Origin of the sequence: Streptomyces sp. RFCAC02 (assembly GCF_004193175.1) — a bacterium.
GTDB lineage: Bacteria > Actinomycetota > Actinomycetes > Streptomycetales > Streptomycetaceae > Streptomyces.
Window position 1 is genome coordinate 809,288 of record NZ_SAUH01000001.1, and the last position, 17,124, is coordinate 826,411.

Below are 17,124 nucleotides of genomic sequence, written 5' to 3' on the forward strand. Positions count from 1 at the left end.
TGGTCACTTCTTGCGGCCGCGCTTCTCCCGCACCCGCACGGAGACGTGGATCGGGGTCCCCTCGAAGCCGAACTCCTCGCGCAGCCTGCGTTCCACGAACCGCCGGTAGCCGGCCTCCAGGAAGCCGGAGGCGAACAGCACGAACCGCGGCGGCCGCGTCCCCGCCTGCGTGCCGAACAGGATGCGCGGCTGCTTGCCGCCCCGCACCGGGTGCGGGTTGGACGCGACGATCTCGCCGAGGAAGCTGTTCAGCTTGCCCGTGGGCACGCGGCTCTCCCAGCCGGCGAGCGCCGTCTCCAGGGCGGGCACCAGCTTCTCCATGTGACGGCCGGTGCGCGCCGAGATGTTGACCCGGGGCGCCCACTGGACCTGGACGAGCTCCTGCTCGATCTCGCGCTCCAGGTAGAAGCGGCGCTCGTCGTCGATCTGGTCCCACTTGTTGTAGGCGATGACGAGCGCACGGCCGGCGTCCACCGCCATGGTGATGATGCGGGTGTCCTGGACGCTGATCGGCTCCGTGACGTCGATGAGGACGATCGCCGCCTCCGCCTTCTCCAGCGCGGCGGCCGTCCGCAGGGACGCGTAGTAGTCGGCGCCGTCCTGGAGGTGGACGCGGCGCCTGATGCCGGCGGTGTCGACGAAGCGCCAGGTCGTGCCGCCGAGGTCGATCAGCTCGTCCACCGGGTCGCGGGTGGTGCCCGCGGTGGCGTCCACGACGACCCGGTCCTCGCCCGCGACCTTGTTGAGCAGGGACGACTTGCCGACGTTGGGGCGGCCGATGAGCGCGATCCTGCGGGGGCCGCCGAGCGTCGTGCCGAACGTCTCGCGGGGCGCCTCCGGCATGACCTCGAGGACGGCGTCCAGCATGTCGCCCGTGCCCCGGCCGTGCAGCGCGGAGACGGGGTGCGGCTCGCCGAGGCCGAGGGACCACAGATAGGCGGCCTCGCCCTCCATGGAGAAGCCGTCGACCTTGTTGGCGCACAGCACGACGGGCTTGCCCGAGCGGCGCAGCAGCTTGACGACGGCCTCGTCGGTGTCGGTGGCGCCCACCGTCGCGTCCACGACGAGGACCACGGCGTCGGCCGCCTCGATCGCGAACTCGGCCTGCGCCGCGACGGACGCCTGGATGCCGAGGACGTCCTGCTCCCAGCCGCCGGTGTCCACGACCTTGAAGCGGCGGCCCGCCCACTCGGCCTCGTACGTGACGCGGTCACGGGTGACACCGGGACGGTCCTCGACGACGGCCTCACGGCGGCCGAGGATGCGGTTGACGAGCGTCGACTTGCCGACATTGGGGCGGCCGACGACGGCCAGGACGGGCAGCGGGCCCGCGGCGGCGGCGTCGAGGTCCCCGGCGATCTCGTCGGCGTCGAACCCCTCCTCGGCGGCGAGGGCCATGAACTCCTCGTACTCGGCGCCGCCGAGCGCGCCGTGCGGTTCGTTCGGGTCGGTCATGGAGTTCTGTACCTCGTTAATGGGTCTGTCGTTCTGCGGGTCTGCGGGTGTCCGCGCGCGGCCGGCCGGCCCGTGCGGTACGGGGTCGGGGCGGCGGGGAGGCACCGTGCGGCGCGCCCCCGTCGCTCCAGTGTCGCTCAGCGGCCGGTGAGCCGGCGGGCGTCCTTCAGGTGGGCGGTCAGCCGCTCCTGTATGCGCACGGTCGCGCCGTCCAGCGCGGACCGGGTGCGCCGCCCGCCGGGACCCTCGCCGGCGACGGTGAACGGGTCGCCGAACACCACGTCGATCCGCCCCCGCAGCGGCGGCAGCGCGGGCACGAGCCGCCCGCGCCGCTCGTTGCTGCCGAGGACGGCGACCGGCACGACCGGCGCCGCCGAACGCAGCGCGAAGTACGCGAGCCCGGCGCGCAGCGCGGCGAAGTCCCCCTCCGTCCTGGTGCCCTCGGGGAATATCCCGAGGACGCCGCCCCCGGCCAGTATGTCGAGGGCGCCGGTGACGGCCGCGCGGTCGGTGCTCTGCCGGTCGACCCGCACCTGTCCGATGCCCCGGAGGAAGCTGCCGACCGGGCCGACGAACGCCTCCTTCTTGATGAGGAAGTGCACGGGCCTGGGGGACGTGCCCATGAGCACCGGACCGTCGACGTTGTGCGTGTGGTTGATGGCCAGTATCGCCGGACCGCGCTCGGGGACGCGCCACGCCCCCAGCACACGGGGCCTGAACGCGCCCCTGATGAGACCGATGGCGATCCGCCGGCCGGTCGCCGCGCCCCTGGCGCCGGGTTCGGTCACCGATCGTGCCGCTTCTCGTTGACCAGGCCGACGACGCGCTCGATGACCTGTTCGAGGGTGAGGTGGGTGGTGTCCACCTCGACGGCGTCGGCGGCCTTGGCGAGCGGGGAGGTCTTGCGGGCCGAGTCGGCCGTGTCACGGCGCACGAGCGCCTCCCGGGTGGCGGCCACGTCGGCGGCCGCCGCGCCCGTCAGCTCGGCGCTCCGGCGCGCGGCCCTGGCCTCGGCGGACGCGGTGAGGAAGATCTTCACATCGGCGTCCGGGAGGACCGTGGTGCCGATGTCGCGGCCCTCCACCACGATGCCGGCGCCCGCCTCGGCCGCGATGGTCCGCTGCAGTCCGGTGATGCGGGTGCGCACCTCGGGGACGGCGCTCACGGCGCTGACGGCGGAGGTGACGGCCTCCTCCCGGATCGGCCCCGCGACGTCCGTGCCGTCCACCGTGATGGTGGGGGCGAGCGGGTCGGTCCCTGAGACGATCACGGGCTTCGCCGCGGCGGCGGCGACGGCCGCCGGGTCACCGGTGTCCACGCCGTTGGCCAGCATCCACCACGTCATCGCGCGGTACTGCGCCCCGGTGTCGAGGAACGCGAGGCCGAGGCGGTCGGCGACGGCCTTGGAGGTGCTCGACTTGCCCGTGCCGGAAGGGCCATCGATGGCGACGATGACAGGGGTTTCAGCCACGGCGGTGCGCACCTTTCTCACGGTTTTCCACCCGGACGACCAGCGTGTCGTACAGCGCGGGGGGACGGGACCGGCCGCCCCCGGGGAAGAAGGGTACCGGTCCCGCCCCCGTGCCCTACTGCCGGATGGACCAGCCCCGCTGGCGGAGCGCGGCGATGAGGCCGGGCGCTGCGCCCGGGTCCACCATGAGCTGGACGAGCCCCGCCTGCTGGCCGGTCGCGTGCTCGATGCGGACGTCCTCCACGTTGACGCCGGCCTCGCCCGCGTCGGCGAAGATCCGCGCCAGCTCGCCGGGCCGGTCGGTGATGTGCACGGACACCGTCTCGTACGCGGCGGGCGCGGCGCCGTGCTTGCCCGGGACCCGGTCCCGGCCCGCGCGGCCGCGCCGCAGGAGGTCCTCGACGCCGGCCATCCCGGCGTCGCGCTTGGCCTCGTCGGCGGCCTCCAGGGCGCGCAGGGACCGTACGGTCTCCTCCAGGTCGGCGGCCACCTCCGCGAGCACGTCGGCGACGGGGCCGGGGTTGGCGCCGAGGATGTCGAGCCACATGCGGGGGTCGGAGGCGGCGATCCGCGTGACGTCGCCGATGCCCTGCCCGCACAGCCGCACGGCGGACTCGGGCGCGGACTCGAGGCGGGCCGCGACCAGGCTGGAGACGATCTGCGGGGTGTGCGAGACGAGCGCGACGGCCCGGTCGTGGGCGTCGGCGTCCATGACGATCGGGACGGCGCGGCACAGGGCGATCAGTTCGAGCGCGAGGTTCAGGACCTCCGTGTCGCAGCCGGCGGTGGGGGTGAGGACCCACGGCCTGCCCTCGAAGAGGTCGGCGGTCGCGGCGAGCGGCCCGGAGCGTTCCTTCCCGGACAGCGGGTGCGTGCCCAGGTAGGTGTCCAGGTCGCCGCCCAGGTCGGCCAGCTCGCGGCGTGGACCGCCCTTGACGCTGCCGACGTCCACGTAGCCGCGGGCCGCGCCGCGCCGCTGGAGGGCGGCGGTGACACCGGCGATGAACGCGGGCGGGACGGCGATCACCGCGAGGTCGACGGGCCCCGCGGGCGGCTCGTCGGTGCCGGCGCCGAGGGCGGCCGCGGTCTTCGGCTGGTCGGGGTCGTGGTCCTCCAGGTGCACGCGGACGCCGCGCGCGGACAGCGCGAGGGCGATCGAGGTGCCGATGAGGCCGGTGCCGGCGACGAGTGCGGTGCGCATTACAGGCCGACCTCCTTCATGAGGCGGCCGACCTCGGTGTGCGTCATGCGGCGCAGCCAGCCCGACTTCTGGTCGCCGAGCGCGATGGGGCCGAAGTGCGTGCGCACGAGCCGGTCCACGGGGAAGCCCGTCTCGGCGAGCATCCGGCGGACGATGTGCTTGCGGCCCTCGTGCAGGGTGACCTCGACCAGGTAGTCGCGGCCGGTGTTCTCCACGACGCGGAAGTGGTCGGCGCGGGCGTACCCGTCCTCCAGCTGCACGCCGTCCTTGAGGCGCTTGCCGAGGTCGCGCGGGATGGGGCCGCGGATGGCGGCGAGGTACGTCTTGGTGACGCCGTACCGGGGGTGGGTGAGGCGGTGGGCCAGCTCACCGTGGTTGGTGAGGAGGATGAGGCCCTCCGTCTCGGTGTCGAGCCGGCCGACGTGGAAGAGGCGGGTCTCGCGGTTCGTCACGTAGTCGCCGAGGCACTGGCGGCCCTCGGGGTCCTCCATGGAGGAGACGACGCCGGCCGGCTTGTTCAGCGCGAAGAAGAGGTACGTCTGGGCGGCCACCGTCAGCCCGTCGACCTTGATCTCGTCCTTCTCGGGGTCGACGCGGCGGCCCTGCGAGGTGACACGCTTGCCGTTGACCTCGACGCGGCCCTGCTCGATCAGCTCCTCGCAGGCGCGGCGCGAGCCGAGGCCGGCGCGGGCGAGCACCTTCTGCAGGCGCTCGCCGTCGGGCTCGCCGAACGTCCTGGGGACGCGGACGGCGGGCTTGTCGTGGCGTTCCCGGTTGCGCTCCTCGATCATCGCCTCGTACTCGCGCGACCGGACGGGACCGCCCCCCGAGCCCGGGCGCCGGCCGCCGGAGCCCCGGCCGCCGCCGGCCGGGCTGCCGGGGCGGCCGTGACGGCGCTCCTCGGGCCGGGGGCGGCCCGTGCCCTGCCGTCTGTCGTCCCGGCCGCTGCCGGCGCCCCGGTCATTCCGGTTGCTCCGGTCGTCCCGGTTGTTCCGGCCGCCCTGGCCACTCTGGCCGTTCCTGCCGCTGTTCCTGCCGCTGCTTCGCATCAATGATCCGTTGGGAGTCGCCGCTGTCGTCTGCATCTTCGTCCACGCTGAACGACGGCACTCCCTCCCGGCTCTCACCCTCCACCTGGTCCGCCTCGGGGAGGAAGGGCGCGAGCTCGGGGAGCTCCCCCAGGTCGCGAAGGCCCATGCGTTCCAGGAAGTAGTGCGTCGTCCCGTACAGGATCGCACCTGTTTCGGGTTCGGTGCCCGCCTCGGTCACCAGTCCGCGCTGGAGCAGGGTCCGCATGACGCCGTCGCAGTTGACACCGCGCACCGCGGACACCCGCGAGCGGCTGACGGGCTGCCGGTACGCGACGACTGCGAGGGTCTCCAGGGCGGCCTGGGTGAGGCGGGCGTGCTGGCCGTCCAGGACGAACGCCTCGACGGCCTCGGCGTACGCGGGCCGCGTGTAGAAGCGCCAGCCGCCGGCGACGAGCCGCAGCTCGAAGCCGCGGTCCTGGGCGGTGTACTCGTCGGCCAGCTCCCGCAGGGCGGCGGCCACCGCGCGGCGGGGGTGACCGAGGACACGGGCGAGGTGGTCCTCGCGGGCGGGTTCGTCCACGACCATGAGGACCGCTTCGAGCGCGGGCTTGAGGGCCGGCGCTCCGGGGGCGGCTTTGCCCCCGGCCTCCGGTGCGGGCGCGGTGTCGGTCGCGGATGCGTCGGCGCTCATGGGGCGGGCTCCTCCTGCGGTGCGGTGTCGCGGCCGGCGGCCCGGCCCTCGCGCTCGGGGTCGAACTCGCCGCTGACCAGGGCGCCGCCGCTGTCCTCGGCGCCGCCGGTCCAGCGCACGAGCAGGGGACCGAGCGCCTCGTCCTGGTCGAGGGCGACGGCGCGCTCACGGTACAGCTCCAGCAGGGCGAGGAAGCGGGCGACGACGGTGAGGGTGTCGGGGGCGTCGGCGGTCAGCTCGGTGAACGCCGCCCGCCCGCGCTCCCGCAGCCGCGCCACGACGATCTCGGCCTGCTCCCTGACGCTGACCAGCGGGGCGTGGATGTGGTCGACGTACACCTGCGGCTTCGGCTTCGGCTGCATCGCCTTCACCGCGAGCCGGGCGAATCCCTCGGGACCGACGCTGATGACGACCTCGGGCAGCAGCGCGGCGTGGTGCGGTTCGAGGCCGACGGTCCTGGGGTGGCGCAGGCTCTCGGCCGCCATCCGGTCGGCGAGGATGTCGGCCACCCTCTTGTACGCCCGGTACTGGAGCAGCCGCGCGAACAGCAGGTCGCGGGCTTCGAGCAGGGCGAGGTCGGCCTCGTCCTCGACCTCGGCGGCGGGCAGGAGCCGGGCGGCCTTGAGGTCGAGCAGGGTGGCGGCGACGACGAGGAACTCGGTCGTGCGGTCCAGGTCGAGATCGGGTCCCATGGCGCGGATGTGCGCCATGAAGTCGTCGGTGACGCGGGAGAGCGCGACCTCGGTGACATCGAGCTTGTGCCGGGAGATGAGCTGGAGCAGCAGGTCGAACGGCCCCTCGAAGTTCTCCAGGACCACGGTGAAACCGCCGTCGCCGCCGCGGGCGCCCGGCACGCGCCCGCCGGCCGTCGCGTCCCTCGGGGTGTCGGGGGAACCGTCCACCGACGGGCCGGGTGGCGGGGCCGCGGGCGCGGGGGTGGCCGGGGACCCCTCCGGCGGCGACGCGGGCGCCTCTCCCGTACCGCCGCCGTCCTCGTCCCGTGGCAGCGCCGGCGCCGCGCCGGGGCCTCGGCCCAGGGGGCGGCGGGGACGGGGGTCGGGAACGGACGGGGTCATCGCGGGGCAGATTACCCCTCATGCCCCCGCGCGGGGACATGCCGCACCGCGCGTCGTACGGGTCCCCGCGCCGCGGGTCAGCGGCCGCGCAGGCGCCGGACGAGGATGCTCGCGTCGCCCCGGGACTCCAGGTCCGCGAGGACGACCGCCACGGCCTCCCGCACGATGCGGCCGCGATCGACGGCGAGGCCGTGCTCCCCGCGCAGGACGAGCCGGGCGTGTTCGAGGTCCATCAGCTCCTCGGCGGAGACGTAGACCGTGATCTTCTCGTCGTGCCGCTCCCGGCCGCTGGGGCGGCGCGCGGCGCGGCCCCGGCGGGAGGAGGAGGCGGCGGTGCTCCGGGCCGGGGCGGCCTTGCCGCCGGCGGCTTCCCGCTTCGGCTGGCCGGGGACCGCGGCGCCGCCGGACGCGCGCTCCTGCCCCGGGCGGCGCCCCCGCGCGTCGTCGCCGGTCCCCTGGGCCGGCCCGGACGTGCCCGCGCCGGGACTGGTGCCGGCCGCGCCGTCGTCGCCGTCCGTCCCCGGGCCGGCGGGCTGCTCGGCCGCCGGGGCGGGGAGCCGGGCGGCGGTGCCGCGTTCCTGGGCCGCGCCGCCGCTCTCCTGCGGCGTCGAGGACTGGACACCGGCCCCACCGGTGGTACGGAAGAGTTCGTCAGCCGCCGGGAGACTCACTCGGCGTGGCACCGGGCGAGCACCTCCCTTGCGAGCTGGCGGTAGGCGGCGGCACCGACGGAGTTCGAGGCGTAGGTGGTGATGGGCTCGCCGGCGACCGTGGTCTCCGGGAAGCGGACGGTCCGGCCGATGACGGTGTGGTACACGTTGTCGTCGAACGCCTCGACCACCCGGGCGAGGACCTCGCGGCTGTGCACCGTCCGGGAGTCGTACATCGTCGCCAGGATGCCGTCGAGGCTGAGCTGCGGGTTCAGCCGCTCCTGGACCTTCTCGATCGTCTCGGTCAGCAGCGCGACACCGCGCAGCGCGAAGAACTCGCACTCCAGCGGCACGATCACCTTGTGCGCCGCGGTCAGCGCGTTCACCGTGAGCAGGCCGAGGGACGGCTGGCAGTCGATGATGATGAAGTCGTAGTCGGCGAGCAGCGGCTGGAGGGCGCGCTGGAGCGTCGACTCGCGGGCGACCTCGCTGACGAGCTGGACCTCGGCCGCGGAGAGGTCGATGTTGCTGGGGAGCAGGTCCATGCCGGCGACGGCGGTCTTCAGCAGCACCTCGTCGGGGGCCATGCCCCGCTCCATCAGCAGGTTGTAGATGGTGAGGTCGAGCTCCATCGGGTTGACGCCGAGGCCGACCGAGAGGGCGCCCTGCGGGTCGAAGTCCACCAGCAGGACGCGGCGTCCGTACTCGGCGAGGGCGGCGCCCAGGTTGATGGCCGACGTGGTCTTGCCGACGCCGCCCTTCTGGTTGCACATGGCGATGATCTTCGCCGGGCCGCGCTCGGTGAGGGGGCCGGGAATCGGGAAGTACGGGAGCGGCCGGCCGGTGGGGCCGATGCGCTCGCGGCGCTGGCGCGCAGCGTCGGGCGCGATGGTGGCCGCGTACTCCGGGTCCGGCTCGTACTCCGCGTCGGGGTCGTAGAACTGCCCGTCGGGCAGCTCCTCGTAGTCGGGGAAACGGTCGGCATCGCCGCCCGTGCGGTCTTCCGTGCTCTGATGCGCAGTCATGCTCGGTTGGCTCTGGTGGGTTGCGAAGGTGTGGACGGCGACGGAGCCCGGGGCGCCGGGACGATCCGTGGCGCCATGTCGTCCTGCCGGGACCTCTGGTTGCCCTCCCCGGGAGTAATTATCGACTCATTCACAAGTCGTCTTACCTCCTTGGGGACCAGGAAACATCTGGACAGAGTCAGCGTTGCACCATGCCGACGATTGGCGACTCTATGGCGTGTCGGCGGTCCACAGCAACACAATCCGCCGGACCGGCACGGATGTGTCGGCCGTCGAACATTCGCCTGTCAACGGCGCAAGGCTCACCAGTGGGACGTTTCACCGGCCCGCGAACCGCTCAAAGGGCCATCATCACGGCGAGTTGACCATGTGTCGGGAGGTGGCCTGAACACGACCCGCCGTGCGGCGCGCCGACGCGCCGCACGCGGTGTGTGACATTCCCGATGTTGACGCCGGGAGTTGACCCGGCGCCGCGCCGGGTCACCCGAGCACGGAACGCGGTTCGGCGCACGGCAGGCCGTGGGCCTCGGCGACGGGGGCCGAGAACACCGCGCCGGCATGGGTGTTCAGGCCGCTGACCAGCGACGGATCGGCGCGCAGCGCGTCGCGCCACCCGCGGTCGGCGAGCCGGACGACGTACGGCAGGGTCGCGTTCGTCAGCGCCCAGGTCGAGGTGTTCGGGACGACTCCCGGCATGTTCGCTACGCAGTAGAAGACCGATCCGTGCACCGGGAACGTCGGCTCGGCGTGGGTGGTGGGGCGTGAATCGGCGAAACAGCCGCCCTGGTCGATCGCGATGTCGACAAGGACACTTCCGGGGCGCATCCGGGCCACGAGGTCGTCGCCCACCAGCTTCGGCGCGCGGGCGCCGGGCACCAGGACCGCGCCGATGACGAGGTCGGCGTCGAGCACGGCGCGCTCCAGGGCGTAGGCGTTGGACGCGCTGGTCCGCACGCGGTTGCCGAAGATCCGGTCGGCCTCCCGCAGCTTGGCCGCGTCGGTGTCAAGCAGCGTGACGTCGAAGCCCATGCCGACGGCGATCTGCGTCGCGTTGAACCCGGAGACCCCGCCGCCGATGACGACGGCGCGCGCCGCCGGGGTGCCGGGGACGCCGCCCGGCAGGACGCCGCGCCCGCCCGCCGACCGCATGAGGTGGTACGCGCCGACCTGGGGGGCGATGCGGCCCGCCACCTCGGACATGGGGGCGAGCAGCGGGAGCGCACGGTCGGCGGTCTGCACGGTCTCGTACGCGATCGCCGTGGTCCTGGCCGCGAGGAGCGCGTCGGTGCAGGCACGGGAGGCGGCGAGGTGGAGGTAGGTGAAGAGGGTCTGGCCGTCGCACAGGCGGTGGTACTCCTCGGCGACGGGCTCCTTGACCTTGAGGAGCAGTTCGGCGTCGGCCCACACGTCGTCGGCCGCCGGCACCAGGGTCGCGCCGGCCGCGGCGTACTCCGTGTCGGGAAGGGCCGAGCCGAGGCCGGCGCCGCGCTCCACGAGGACGGTGTGGCCCCGGCCGGTCAGCTCGTGGACACCGGCGGGGGTGATGGCGACGCGGAACTCGTTGTTCTTGACCTCGCGGGGGATGCCGACCTTCAAGGGGATCACGTTCCTCGGTTCGGAAAAACACTGCGCGAACCAGTCTATTGAAGGTCGTTACCTGATGCAGCCTTTGTTTCAGCCAGCGTATTCGTCGTTACGTCTGAGTTTCGAAAGCCGGGGCGGACGGCAGGGCGGGGGCCTCCCCGGCCAGGAGCGTGTCGGCCACGGCGCGGTGGCGGTCGGCGGCCGCGGTGTCGCCGAGCCGGTCCGCGCACTCGGCGAGCCGCAGCCGCAGCGCGGCCTGGAGCCGCGGGTCGCCGGCGCGTTCCGCGAGCCGCAGGGCGTCCCTCGCCGTACGGGCGGCGTCCTCCGTACGGTCGGCGCGCTCCAGCACGCGGGCCGCGTCGGCGAGCGCGCGGGCCTGCGCGGGCACGTCGCCCAGCCGCCGGTGCGCCGCCGCGGCGGCACGCCAGGCGCGCAGGGCGTCGGTGAACTGGTCGGTGCGCTCCAGGGCGTCGCCGACGCGGGCGTGGAGGCGGGCGATGTCGGCGAGGTCGCCGCGGGCCTGGGCGAGGGACAGGGCGCGCCCGTACCAGTCGGCGGCACGCTGCCAGTCGTCGAGTTCGGCGTACGTGTCGCCCAGGGAGGCGAGGGCGCGGCCCACGGTCTCGCGGTCGGCGCCGTCCCGCTCCCCGCGGGCCGCCTCCAGGGCGGCGCGGTAGCGGCCGAGGGCGGCGGTGTGGCGGCCGGCGCGTGCGTCGATGTCGCCGAGGTTCAGGTGGGCCGCGGCGAGTTCGCGGGGCAGCCGCTGGCGGCGGGCGACCTCGATGACGAGTTCGTGGAGCCGGTAGAGGTCCACGGCGGCCCCGGCGGCGCCCCGGTGGGCGACCAGCGCGCGGGTGAGGGCGGCGAGGAGGCGGCGGGCGAGGGTGTCGAGGCCGCCGTCGGCGACGGCGGCGCGGGCGGCGGCCAGCAGCTCGGCACGACTGACGGCCAGCCAGTCGGCGGCAGCCGCCCGGGTCTCGAACCGGAGGGCACCGGGCAGCCGGGAGAGCCACTTGCGCGCGGGGCTGCCGGGCGGCTCGGCGATGGCCTCGGCGGCCCGCAGCCGGCGCACGGTCCGCTCCAGCATGCGGGCGCGGGCGAGGACGACCTCCGCCGGACGCTCCTGGGTGTCCAGGAGCGCCCCGACGATGTCCTCGAGACAGCCCGGGATCCGGTACCGGTCCGGATCGGGGGTGACCCGCAGCAGTCCGAGGGACGCGAACCCCGCGAGTGCCGCGCGGGCGGCGGGGACCGGGCAGCCCGCGAGCGCGGCGGCCGTGTGGGGGTCGACGACGCCGGCGGGCGCGAGGGACAGCAGCCGCAGCATGCGCGCGGCGGGCGCGGGGAGGGCGGAGTGGACGAGGCCGAACGCGCGGCGCAGCGGGCCGTCCGCCGTGTCGCGGGCGCGCGCCCGCCCCGCGCCGGCGCCCGGCTCACCCCCGTCGTCCCCCGCCCCGTCCGGCGCGGGGGCGTCGCCGCCTCCCGCGCGGGGCGCGGGCGGCGCCGGCGGCGCGACGTGCCGCGCGAGCAGATCGCCGACCGGGTCGTCCGCCATGCGGTGCAGGGCGTCGGAGACGGTGGCCTCCGGGTGGGCGGCGAGCCAGCCCGCCGCCAGGACGAGCGCGGCCGGCAGGTCGCCGCACGCCTCCGCGAGGCTCTCGGCGGCGATCGGGTCCACCGTGATCCGCACCGGCCCCGCGCCGCGCGCGAGCAGCCGCAGCGCCGTCGGCCGGTCGAGGCCGGCGAGCGTGCACGGCCGCACGTCCGGCACCCCGGTGAGGGGGCCGCGTGCCACAGCGACGACCAGGCTGGTCCGGCTGTCGGGGATGAGGTCGGCGAGCTGTCCGGCCGTGCGCACGTCGTCCAGGACGACGACCGCGCGGCACCGGTCGAGGGCCTCGCGCAGGAGATCGCACAGCTCGTCGTCCGACGCGCCGGCCGGCGGCCGCTCGCCCAGGGCGTCGAGCAGCTCACGGGCCGCGCGCCCGCTCGGCACCGGCACGCCCCCGGGCTCCGAGAGGCACGCGCGCACCGCGCCGTCCGGGTACGCGCCGGAGCCGGCCAGGTCGCGGGCGAACTTGTCGGCCAGCGCGCTGCGCCCGGTGCCCGGCCGGCCCGCGACGAGCAGGACGCGGCAGCGCGGTGCCGGACGGCCGGCCAGCGTGTCGAGACCGGCCCGGTCGATGTCGGAACGGAGCGCCGCCAGCTCGCGGCGGCGCCCCAGGAACTCGGGTGCGTGTGGCCTGTCGGTGACTGTTGGGTGCGTCACGTCCGTCACGGGCCGAGCGTATGCCACGCGCCGGGCACCGGCAGGTCAGGACACGTCAGGCGGGGAACGGGCGGGCCGGCCAGGGCGCGTCCGCCGGGCGCAGCGCCGCGACACCGTCCCCCGCCCTGGCGGCCTGGAGCGCGAGCACCCCGTAGGTCAGGCACGAGTTGTGCAGCCGCCCGGCGAGGACGGCGCGGACGAGGTCGGCCACCGGGACGCGGGCGTGCCGCATGTCCGCCTCCTCCTCACCGGCGGCGAACCGCTCCCCCGGCGCGGCGGACAGCTCGGTCGCGAGGAAGATCCGCACCGCCTCGTCCGAGCCGCCGGGCGAGGTGTACACGTCCACGAGGACGCGCCACTCCTCGGCCTTGATGTGCGCCTCCTCGTACAGCTCGCGCTGCGCGGCGTGCAGCGGGTTCTCGCCGGGGACGTCGAGGAGCCCGGCGGGGATCTCCCACAGCCTGTGCCGCACGGGGTGGCGGTACTGCTCGATCACGACCACCTGGTCCCGCTCGTCCAGGGCCAGGATCGCGACCGAGCCGGGGTGCACCTGGTAGTCCCGGCGGGCCGTCGACCCGTCGGGCATCACCACGTCGTCGGCGCGGACGCTGGTCTTGGCGCCGGTGAACGGCGTCTCCGTGGCGGCGACGGGCCAGTGCGCCGGGGTGTCGGCGAGGAAGTCGCCGGTCTGCTCGCTCATGGCACCCAGTCTCCTACGCCTGCTCCGCCCGGTCGGGACCGGTCACGGCCGTCGCGCCACGGGCCACCACGGCCGCCCGGACCAGGCCCGCGAACAGCGGGTGCGGCCGGGTCGGGCGCGACCGCAGCTCGGGGTGGGCCTGCGTCGCGACCAGGTAGGGGTGGACCTCGCGCGGGTACTCGACGTACTCGACGAGCTGGTTGTCGGGCGAGGTGCCGGAGAACACGAGGCCCGCCTTCTCCAGCTCGGCGCGGTAGGAGTTGTTCACCTCGTAGCGGTGGCGGTGGCGCTCGTGCACCATCTCGGCCCCGTCGTACGCCTCGCGCACGACGGACCCCTCCGCGAGGCGCGCCGGGTACAGGCCGAGGCGCATGGTGCCGCCCATGTCGCCCTCGCCCTCGACGATGTCGAGCTGCTCCTCCATCGTGGAGATGACCGGGTGCGGCGCCGCCGGGTCGAACTCGGTGGAGCCCGCCCCTTCGATGCCGGCGAGGTTGCGCGCGGCTTCGATGACGATGCACTGCAGGCCGAGGCACAGGCCGAGCAGCGGGACGCGGTTCTCGCGGGCGAAGCGGATGGCGGAGATCTTGCCCTCGACACCGCGCTCGCCGAAGCCGCCGGGCACGCAGATGGCGTCGACGTCGCCGAGCTGCTCGGCGGCGCCGGCCTGGGTGCGGCAGTCGTCGGAGGTGACCCACTTGACGCGGACGCGCGCGTTGTTCGCGAAGCCGCCGGCCCGCAGCGCCTCCGTGACCGACAGGTAGGCGTCGGGCAGGTCGATGTACTTGCCGACCAGCGCGACCGTCACCTCGTGCTCGGGGTGGTGGACGCGGCGCAGCAGGTCGTCCCACTGGGTCCAGTCCACGTCGCGGAAGGGCAGGTCGAGGCGGCGCACGACGTAGGCGTCGAGGCCCTCGCCGTGCAGGACGCGCGGGATGTCGTAGATCGACTTGGCGTCGATGCAGGCGACGACGGCGGCGTCGTCCACGTCGCACATGAGGGAGATCTTGCGCTTGATGGAGTCCGGCACCTCGCGGTCGGCGCGCAGCACGATGGCGTCGGGCTGGATGCCGATGTTGCGCAGGGCGGCGACCGAGTGCTGGGTCGGCTTGGTCTTCAGCTCGCCGGACGGGCCGATGTAGGGCAGCAGCGAGATGTGGACGACGAAGACGTTGTCGCGGCCGACCTCGTGCCGCACCTGCCGCACGGATTCGAGGAACGGCAGCGACTCGATGTCGCCGACCGTGCCGCCGACCTCGGTGATCACGACGTCGACGTCGTCGGTCGCCATGCGGCGGATGCGGTGCTTGATCTCGTTGGTGATGTGCGGGATGACCTGCACGGTGTCGCCCAGGTACTCGCCGCGGCGCTCTTTGGCGATCACGGTGGAGTAGACCTGGCCGGTGGTGACGTTGGCGCTGCCGTCGAGGTCGACGTCGAGGAAGCGCTCGTAGTGCCCGATGTCCAGGTCGGTCTCGGCGCCGTCGTCGGTCACGAAGACCTCGCCGTGCTGGAACGGGTTCATCGTGCCGGGGTCGACGTTGAGGTACGGGTCGAGCTTCTGCATGGTGACGCGCAACCCGCGCGCCTTGAGCAGCGCGCCCAGGCTGGACGCGGTGAGCCCCTTGCCCAGCGAGGAGGCGACCCCGCCGGTGACGAAGATGTGCTTGGTCGTCGTGGTACTGGGCGGAATGGCCAAAAGAGGGCTCCCGTGGTCGCGAGGTCGGATGCGTGGGACAGCTCCCGGACGGCGGGGGTCGTGCCCTCGCCGGGGGTGCGGTCGCTGGAATTCGGGGGTTCGGCGGCCCTCCGCTCCACGGGCTACCAGGGTAACAGCGGACGGCGCGGGGCGACGGGCCGGGACGGTCGCTGACGTCCCGCTGAAGGTCCGCTGAACCCGTTTCCGGCGTATCGCACGCAACGTGAACAAGCTCACCCCACCGGCTCAGGCCATCCTCCGTCGCTCGACGCGCGCCGGGTGCCGCTCCGTCGTATTCTGCTCGGACGCTCGAATGGGCGACGGAAATCCGCACGTCCCACGGGGGGCGAGGCGCTGTTCGACTGGAGACGCAAGTGGCCGGGCGTATCGAGGATTACGCACTCGTCGGGGACATGCAGACCGCCGCGCTGATCTGCCGGGACGGGTCGGTCGACTGGTTGTGCCTGCCGCGCTTCGACTCCCATGCCGTGTTCGCCGGCCTCCTCGGGACGGAGGAGCACGGCTTCTGGCGGCTGGGGCCCGCGCACGGCAAGGACGCCCCGCCCCCGCCGGCCAGCCGCCGCCGCTACCGGGGCGACTCCCTGATCCTGGAGTCCGAGTGGGACACCCCGCGCGGCACGGTCAGGGTGACCGACTTCATGCCGCCGCGCGGCGTGGACGCGCCGCAGGTCGTGCGCATCGTGGAGGGTGTGAGCGGCCGCGTCCCGATGCGGTCGGCGCTGCGGATGCGCTTCTCGTACGGCTGGGTCGTCCCGTGGGTGCACAAGGTGGACGACCGCACGGTGGCGGTCGCCGGCCCCGACTCCGTGTGGCTCGACACGAGCGTGGAGACGTACGGCAAGAACCTCACGACGTACTCCGACTTCACAGTCGCGCCCGGTGACCGGGTGGCGTTCACGATCAGCTGGCAGCCGTCCCACAAGCAGCCGCCGCCGGTGCCCCGGCCGGAGGAGGCCCTCGCCACGACGGAGGAGTTCTGGCGCGACTGGGTGGCGCAGTGCACCTACCACGGGCCGTACCGCGAGGCGGTGGTCCGCTCCCTCATCACGCTGAAGGCGCTCACCTACGCGCCGACCGGCGGCATCGTCGCCGCCCCGACGACGTCCCTGCCGGAGGAGATCGGCGGCTCCCGCAACTGGGACTACCGCTTCACCTGGCTGCGCGACGCCGCGATCACCCTGTCGTCGCTGCTGCGCACCGGCTACCGCGAGGAGGCCAGCGCGTGGCGCGAGTGGCTGCTGCGCGCCGTCGCGGGCGACCCGCAGAACCTCCAGATCATGTACAGCATCGCGGGTGACCGCGAGCTGTCCGAGGCGGAGCTGAGCTGGCTCCCCGGCTACGAGAACTCGCAGCCGGTGCGCGTCGGCAACGGCGCGGCGGCCCAGCTCCAGCTCGACGTGTACGGCGAGGTGACGGAGGCGCTGCACCTGGCGCACATGACCGGCCTCGCGCGCAACGATCACGCCAATCTCCTCCAGCTCAAGCTGATCCGCTACCTGGAGGACCACTGGACCGAGCCGGACGAGGGCATCTGGGAGGTCCGCGGGCCGCGCCGGCACTTCGTCCACTCCAAGGTGATGGCGTGGGTCGCGGTGGACCGCACGGTGCGGCTGATCGAGTCGGGTGAGGTGGACGGGCCGCTGGAGCGGTGGCGCGACCTGCGCGACGAGATCCACCGCGAGGTGTGCGAGCGCGGCTACGACAAGGAACGGAACACGTTCACCCAGTCGTACGGCTCGAAGGAGCTGGACGCCTCGCTGCTGCTGATCCCGCAGATGGGGTTCCTGCCGCCGGACGACAAGCGGGTCATCGGCACGATCGAGGCGATCCAGCGGGAGCTGTCGACGCTGGACGGCTTCATCCTGCGCTACCCGACCAACGGCGACCAGGCCGGTGTGGACGGTCTGGAGGGGGACGAGGGCGCGTTCCTCGCGTGTTCGTTCTGGCTGGCGGACGACCTGGCGATGATCGGCCGGGTGGACGAGGCGCGGAAGCTCTTCGAGAAGCTCCTCGCCCTGCGCAACGACCTGGGGCTGCTGGCCGAGGAGTGGGACCCGCGCCGGATGCGGCAGGTGGGGAACTTCCCGCAGGCGTTCAGCCATGTCCCGCTCATCGACACGGCGCTGCGCCTGACGGCGTCCGGCGCGTACGGCGGCTGATCCGGCTCCCGGCCGAAGTCACCCGATCGGGTGGTTCACGGCCGGGTGGTACGGCTCCCCCGGGGGTGACTCGCGCCGGTCACCTCGGCGTG

General features: G+C 74.1%; 14 protein-coding genes. 1 reads left to right on the forward strand and 13 read right to left on the reverse strand.

Translation table 11 applies throughout. From position 1 onward, the window contains the following. Positions 1-3: 3 nt before the first annotated feature. The 13 genes from der to EMA09_RS03660 all read right to left on the reverse strand — a co-directional run bounded on the left by der (position 4) and on the right by EMA09_RS03660 (position 14,846). Positions 4-1,455: a ribosome biogenesis GTPase Der gene (gene der, locus EMA09_RS03600; protein ID WP_129838815.1), complete on the reverse strand. Its 1,452-nt coding sequence runs from the start codon at positions 1,453-1,455 to the stop codon at positions 4-6. Between the two features lie 137 nt (positions 1,456-1,592). Further along, positions 1,593-2,243, reverse strand: a complete 651-nt coding sequence (locus EMA09_RS03605) for a lysophospholipid acyltransferase family protein (protein ID WP_129838817.1) — start codon at positions 2,241-2,243, stop codon at positions 1,593-1,595. Further along, positions 2,240-2,938, reverse strand: a complete 699-nt coding sequence (gene cmk, locus EMA09_RS03610) for a (d)CMP kinase (protein ID WP_129838819.1) — start codon at positions 2,936-2,938, stop codon at positions 2,240-2,242. Before cmk ends, EMA09_RS03605 begins: the two co-directional genes overlap by 4 nt. Positions 2,939-3,041: 103 nt before the next feature. Then, positions 3,042-4,127, reverse strand: a complete 1,086-nt coding sequence (locus EMA09_RS03615; RefSeq protein WP_129838821.1) for a prephenate dehydrogenase — start codon at positions 4,125-4,127, stop codon at positions 3,042-3,044. Then, entirely contained in the window at positions 4,127-5,176 is a 1,050-nt protein-coding gene (locus EMA09_RS03620) for a pseudouridine synthase (protein ID WP_129838823.1), read from the reverse strand. The genes EMA09_RS03615 and EMA09_RS03620 overlap by 1 nt, the downstream gene beginning before the upstream one ends. Next, on the reverse strand, positions 5,088-5,849 hold the full coding sequence (scpB, locus tag EMA09_RS03625; RefSeq protein ID WP_129838825.1) for an SMC-Scp complex subunit ScpB: 762 nt from the start codon (positions 5,847-5,849) through the stop codon (positions 5,088-5,090). The genes EMA09_RS03620 and scpB overlap by 89 nt, the downstream gene beginning before the upstream one ends. After that, positions 5,846-6,925: a segregation/condensation protein A gene (locus EMA09_RS03630; protein ID WP_129838827.1), complete on the reverse strand. Its 1,080-nt coding sequence runs from the start codon at positions 6,923-6,925 to the stop codon at positions 5,846-5,848. The genes scpB and EMA09_RS03630 overlap by 4 nt, the downstream gene beginning before the upstream one ends. A 77-nt stretch (positions 6,926-7,002) precedes the next feature. After that, complete coding sequence (locus EMA09_RS03635) at positions 7,003-7,608, reverse strand: hypothetical protein (protein ID WP_240796214.1); 606 nt, start codon at positions 7,606-7,608, stop codon at positions 7,003-7,005. Then, complete coding sequence (locus EMA09_RS03640) at positions 7,593-8,600, reverse strand: ParA family protein (RefSeq protein ID WP_240796215.1); 1,008 nt, start codon at positions 8,598-8,600, stop codon at positions 7,593-7,595. Before EMA09_RS03640 ends, EMA09_RS03635 begins: the two co-directional genes overlap by 16 nt. Positions 8,601-9,080: 480 nt before the next feature. After that, the gene (ald, locus tag EMA09_RS03645; protein WP_129843813.1) at positions 9,081-10,196 is read right to left on the reverse strand and encodes an alanine dehydrogenase; all 1,116 of its coding nucleotides are present in this window, start codon (positions 10,194-10,196) and stop codon (positions 9,081-9,083) included. Positions 10,197-10,293: 97 nt separating this feature from the next. Then, positions 10,294-12,462 (reverse strand): tetratricopeptide repeat protein, encoded by a 2,169-nt coding sequence (locus EMA09_RS03650; RefSeq protein ID WP_240796216.1) that lies wholly within the window; start codon positions 12,460-12,462, stop codon positions 10,294-10,296. Between the two features lie 46 nt (positions 12,463-12,508). Further along, positions 12,509-13,153, reverse strand: coding sequence for an NUDIX hydrolase (locus EMA09_RS03655; RefSeq protein WP_129838829.1), 645 nt, complete (start codon positions 13,151-13,153; stop codon positions 12,509-12,511). Between the two features lie 13 nt (positions 13,154-13,166). Continuing rightward, entirely contained in the window at positions 13,167-14,846 is a 1,680-nt protein-coding gene (locus EMA09_RS03660) for a CTP synthase (RefSeq protein WP_129843815.1), read from the reverse strand. A 380-nt stretch (positions 14,847-15,226) separates the two neighbouring features. On the opposite strand from EMA09_RS03660, the gene EMA09_RS03665 reads away from it, so the two are divergent. Beyond that, positions 15,227-17,032, forward strand: a complete 1,806-nt coding sequence (locus tag EMA09_RS03665; RefSeq protein WP_129838831.1) for a glycoside hydrolase family 15 protein — start codon at positions 15,227-15,229, stop codon at positions 17,030-17,032. Positions 17,033-17,124: the final 92 nt, after the last annotated feature.

Coding starts and splice junctions, on each gene's coding strand:
- scpB (WP_129838825.1), bottom strand. CDS start 5,849: ATGAGCGCCGACGCATCCGCGACCGACACCGCGCCCGCACCGGAGGCC.
- EMA09_RS03615 (WP_129838821.1), bottom strand. CDS start 4,127: ATGCGCACCGCACTCGTCGCCGGCACCGGCCTCATCGGCACCTCGATC.
- EMA09_RS03620 (WP_129838823.1), bottom strand. CDS start 5,176: ATGCGAAGCAGCGGCAGGAACAGCGGCAGGAACGGCCAGAGTGGCCAG.
- EMA09_RS03655 (WP_129838829.1), bottom strand. CDS start 13,153: ATGAGCGAGCAGACCGGCGACTTCCTCGCCGACACCCCGGCGCACTGG.
- EMA09_RS03630 (WP_129838827.1), bottom strand. CDS start 6,925: ATGACCCCGTCCGTTCCCGACCCCCGTCCCCGCCGCCCCCTGGGCCGA.
- EMA09_RS03640 (WP_240796215.1), bottom strand. CDS start 8,600: ATGACTGCGCATCAGAGCACGGAAGACCGCACGGGCGGCGATGCCGAC.
- der (WP_129838815.1), bottom strand. CDS start 1,455: ATGACCGACCCGAACGAACCGCACGGCGCGCTCGGCGGCGCCGAGTAC.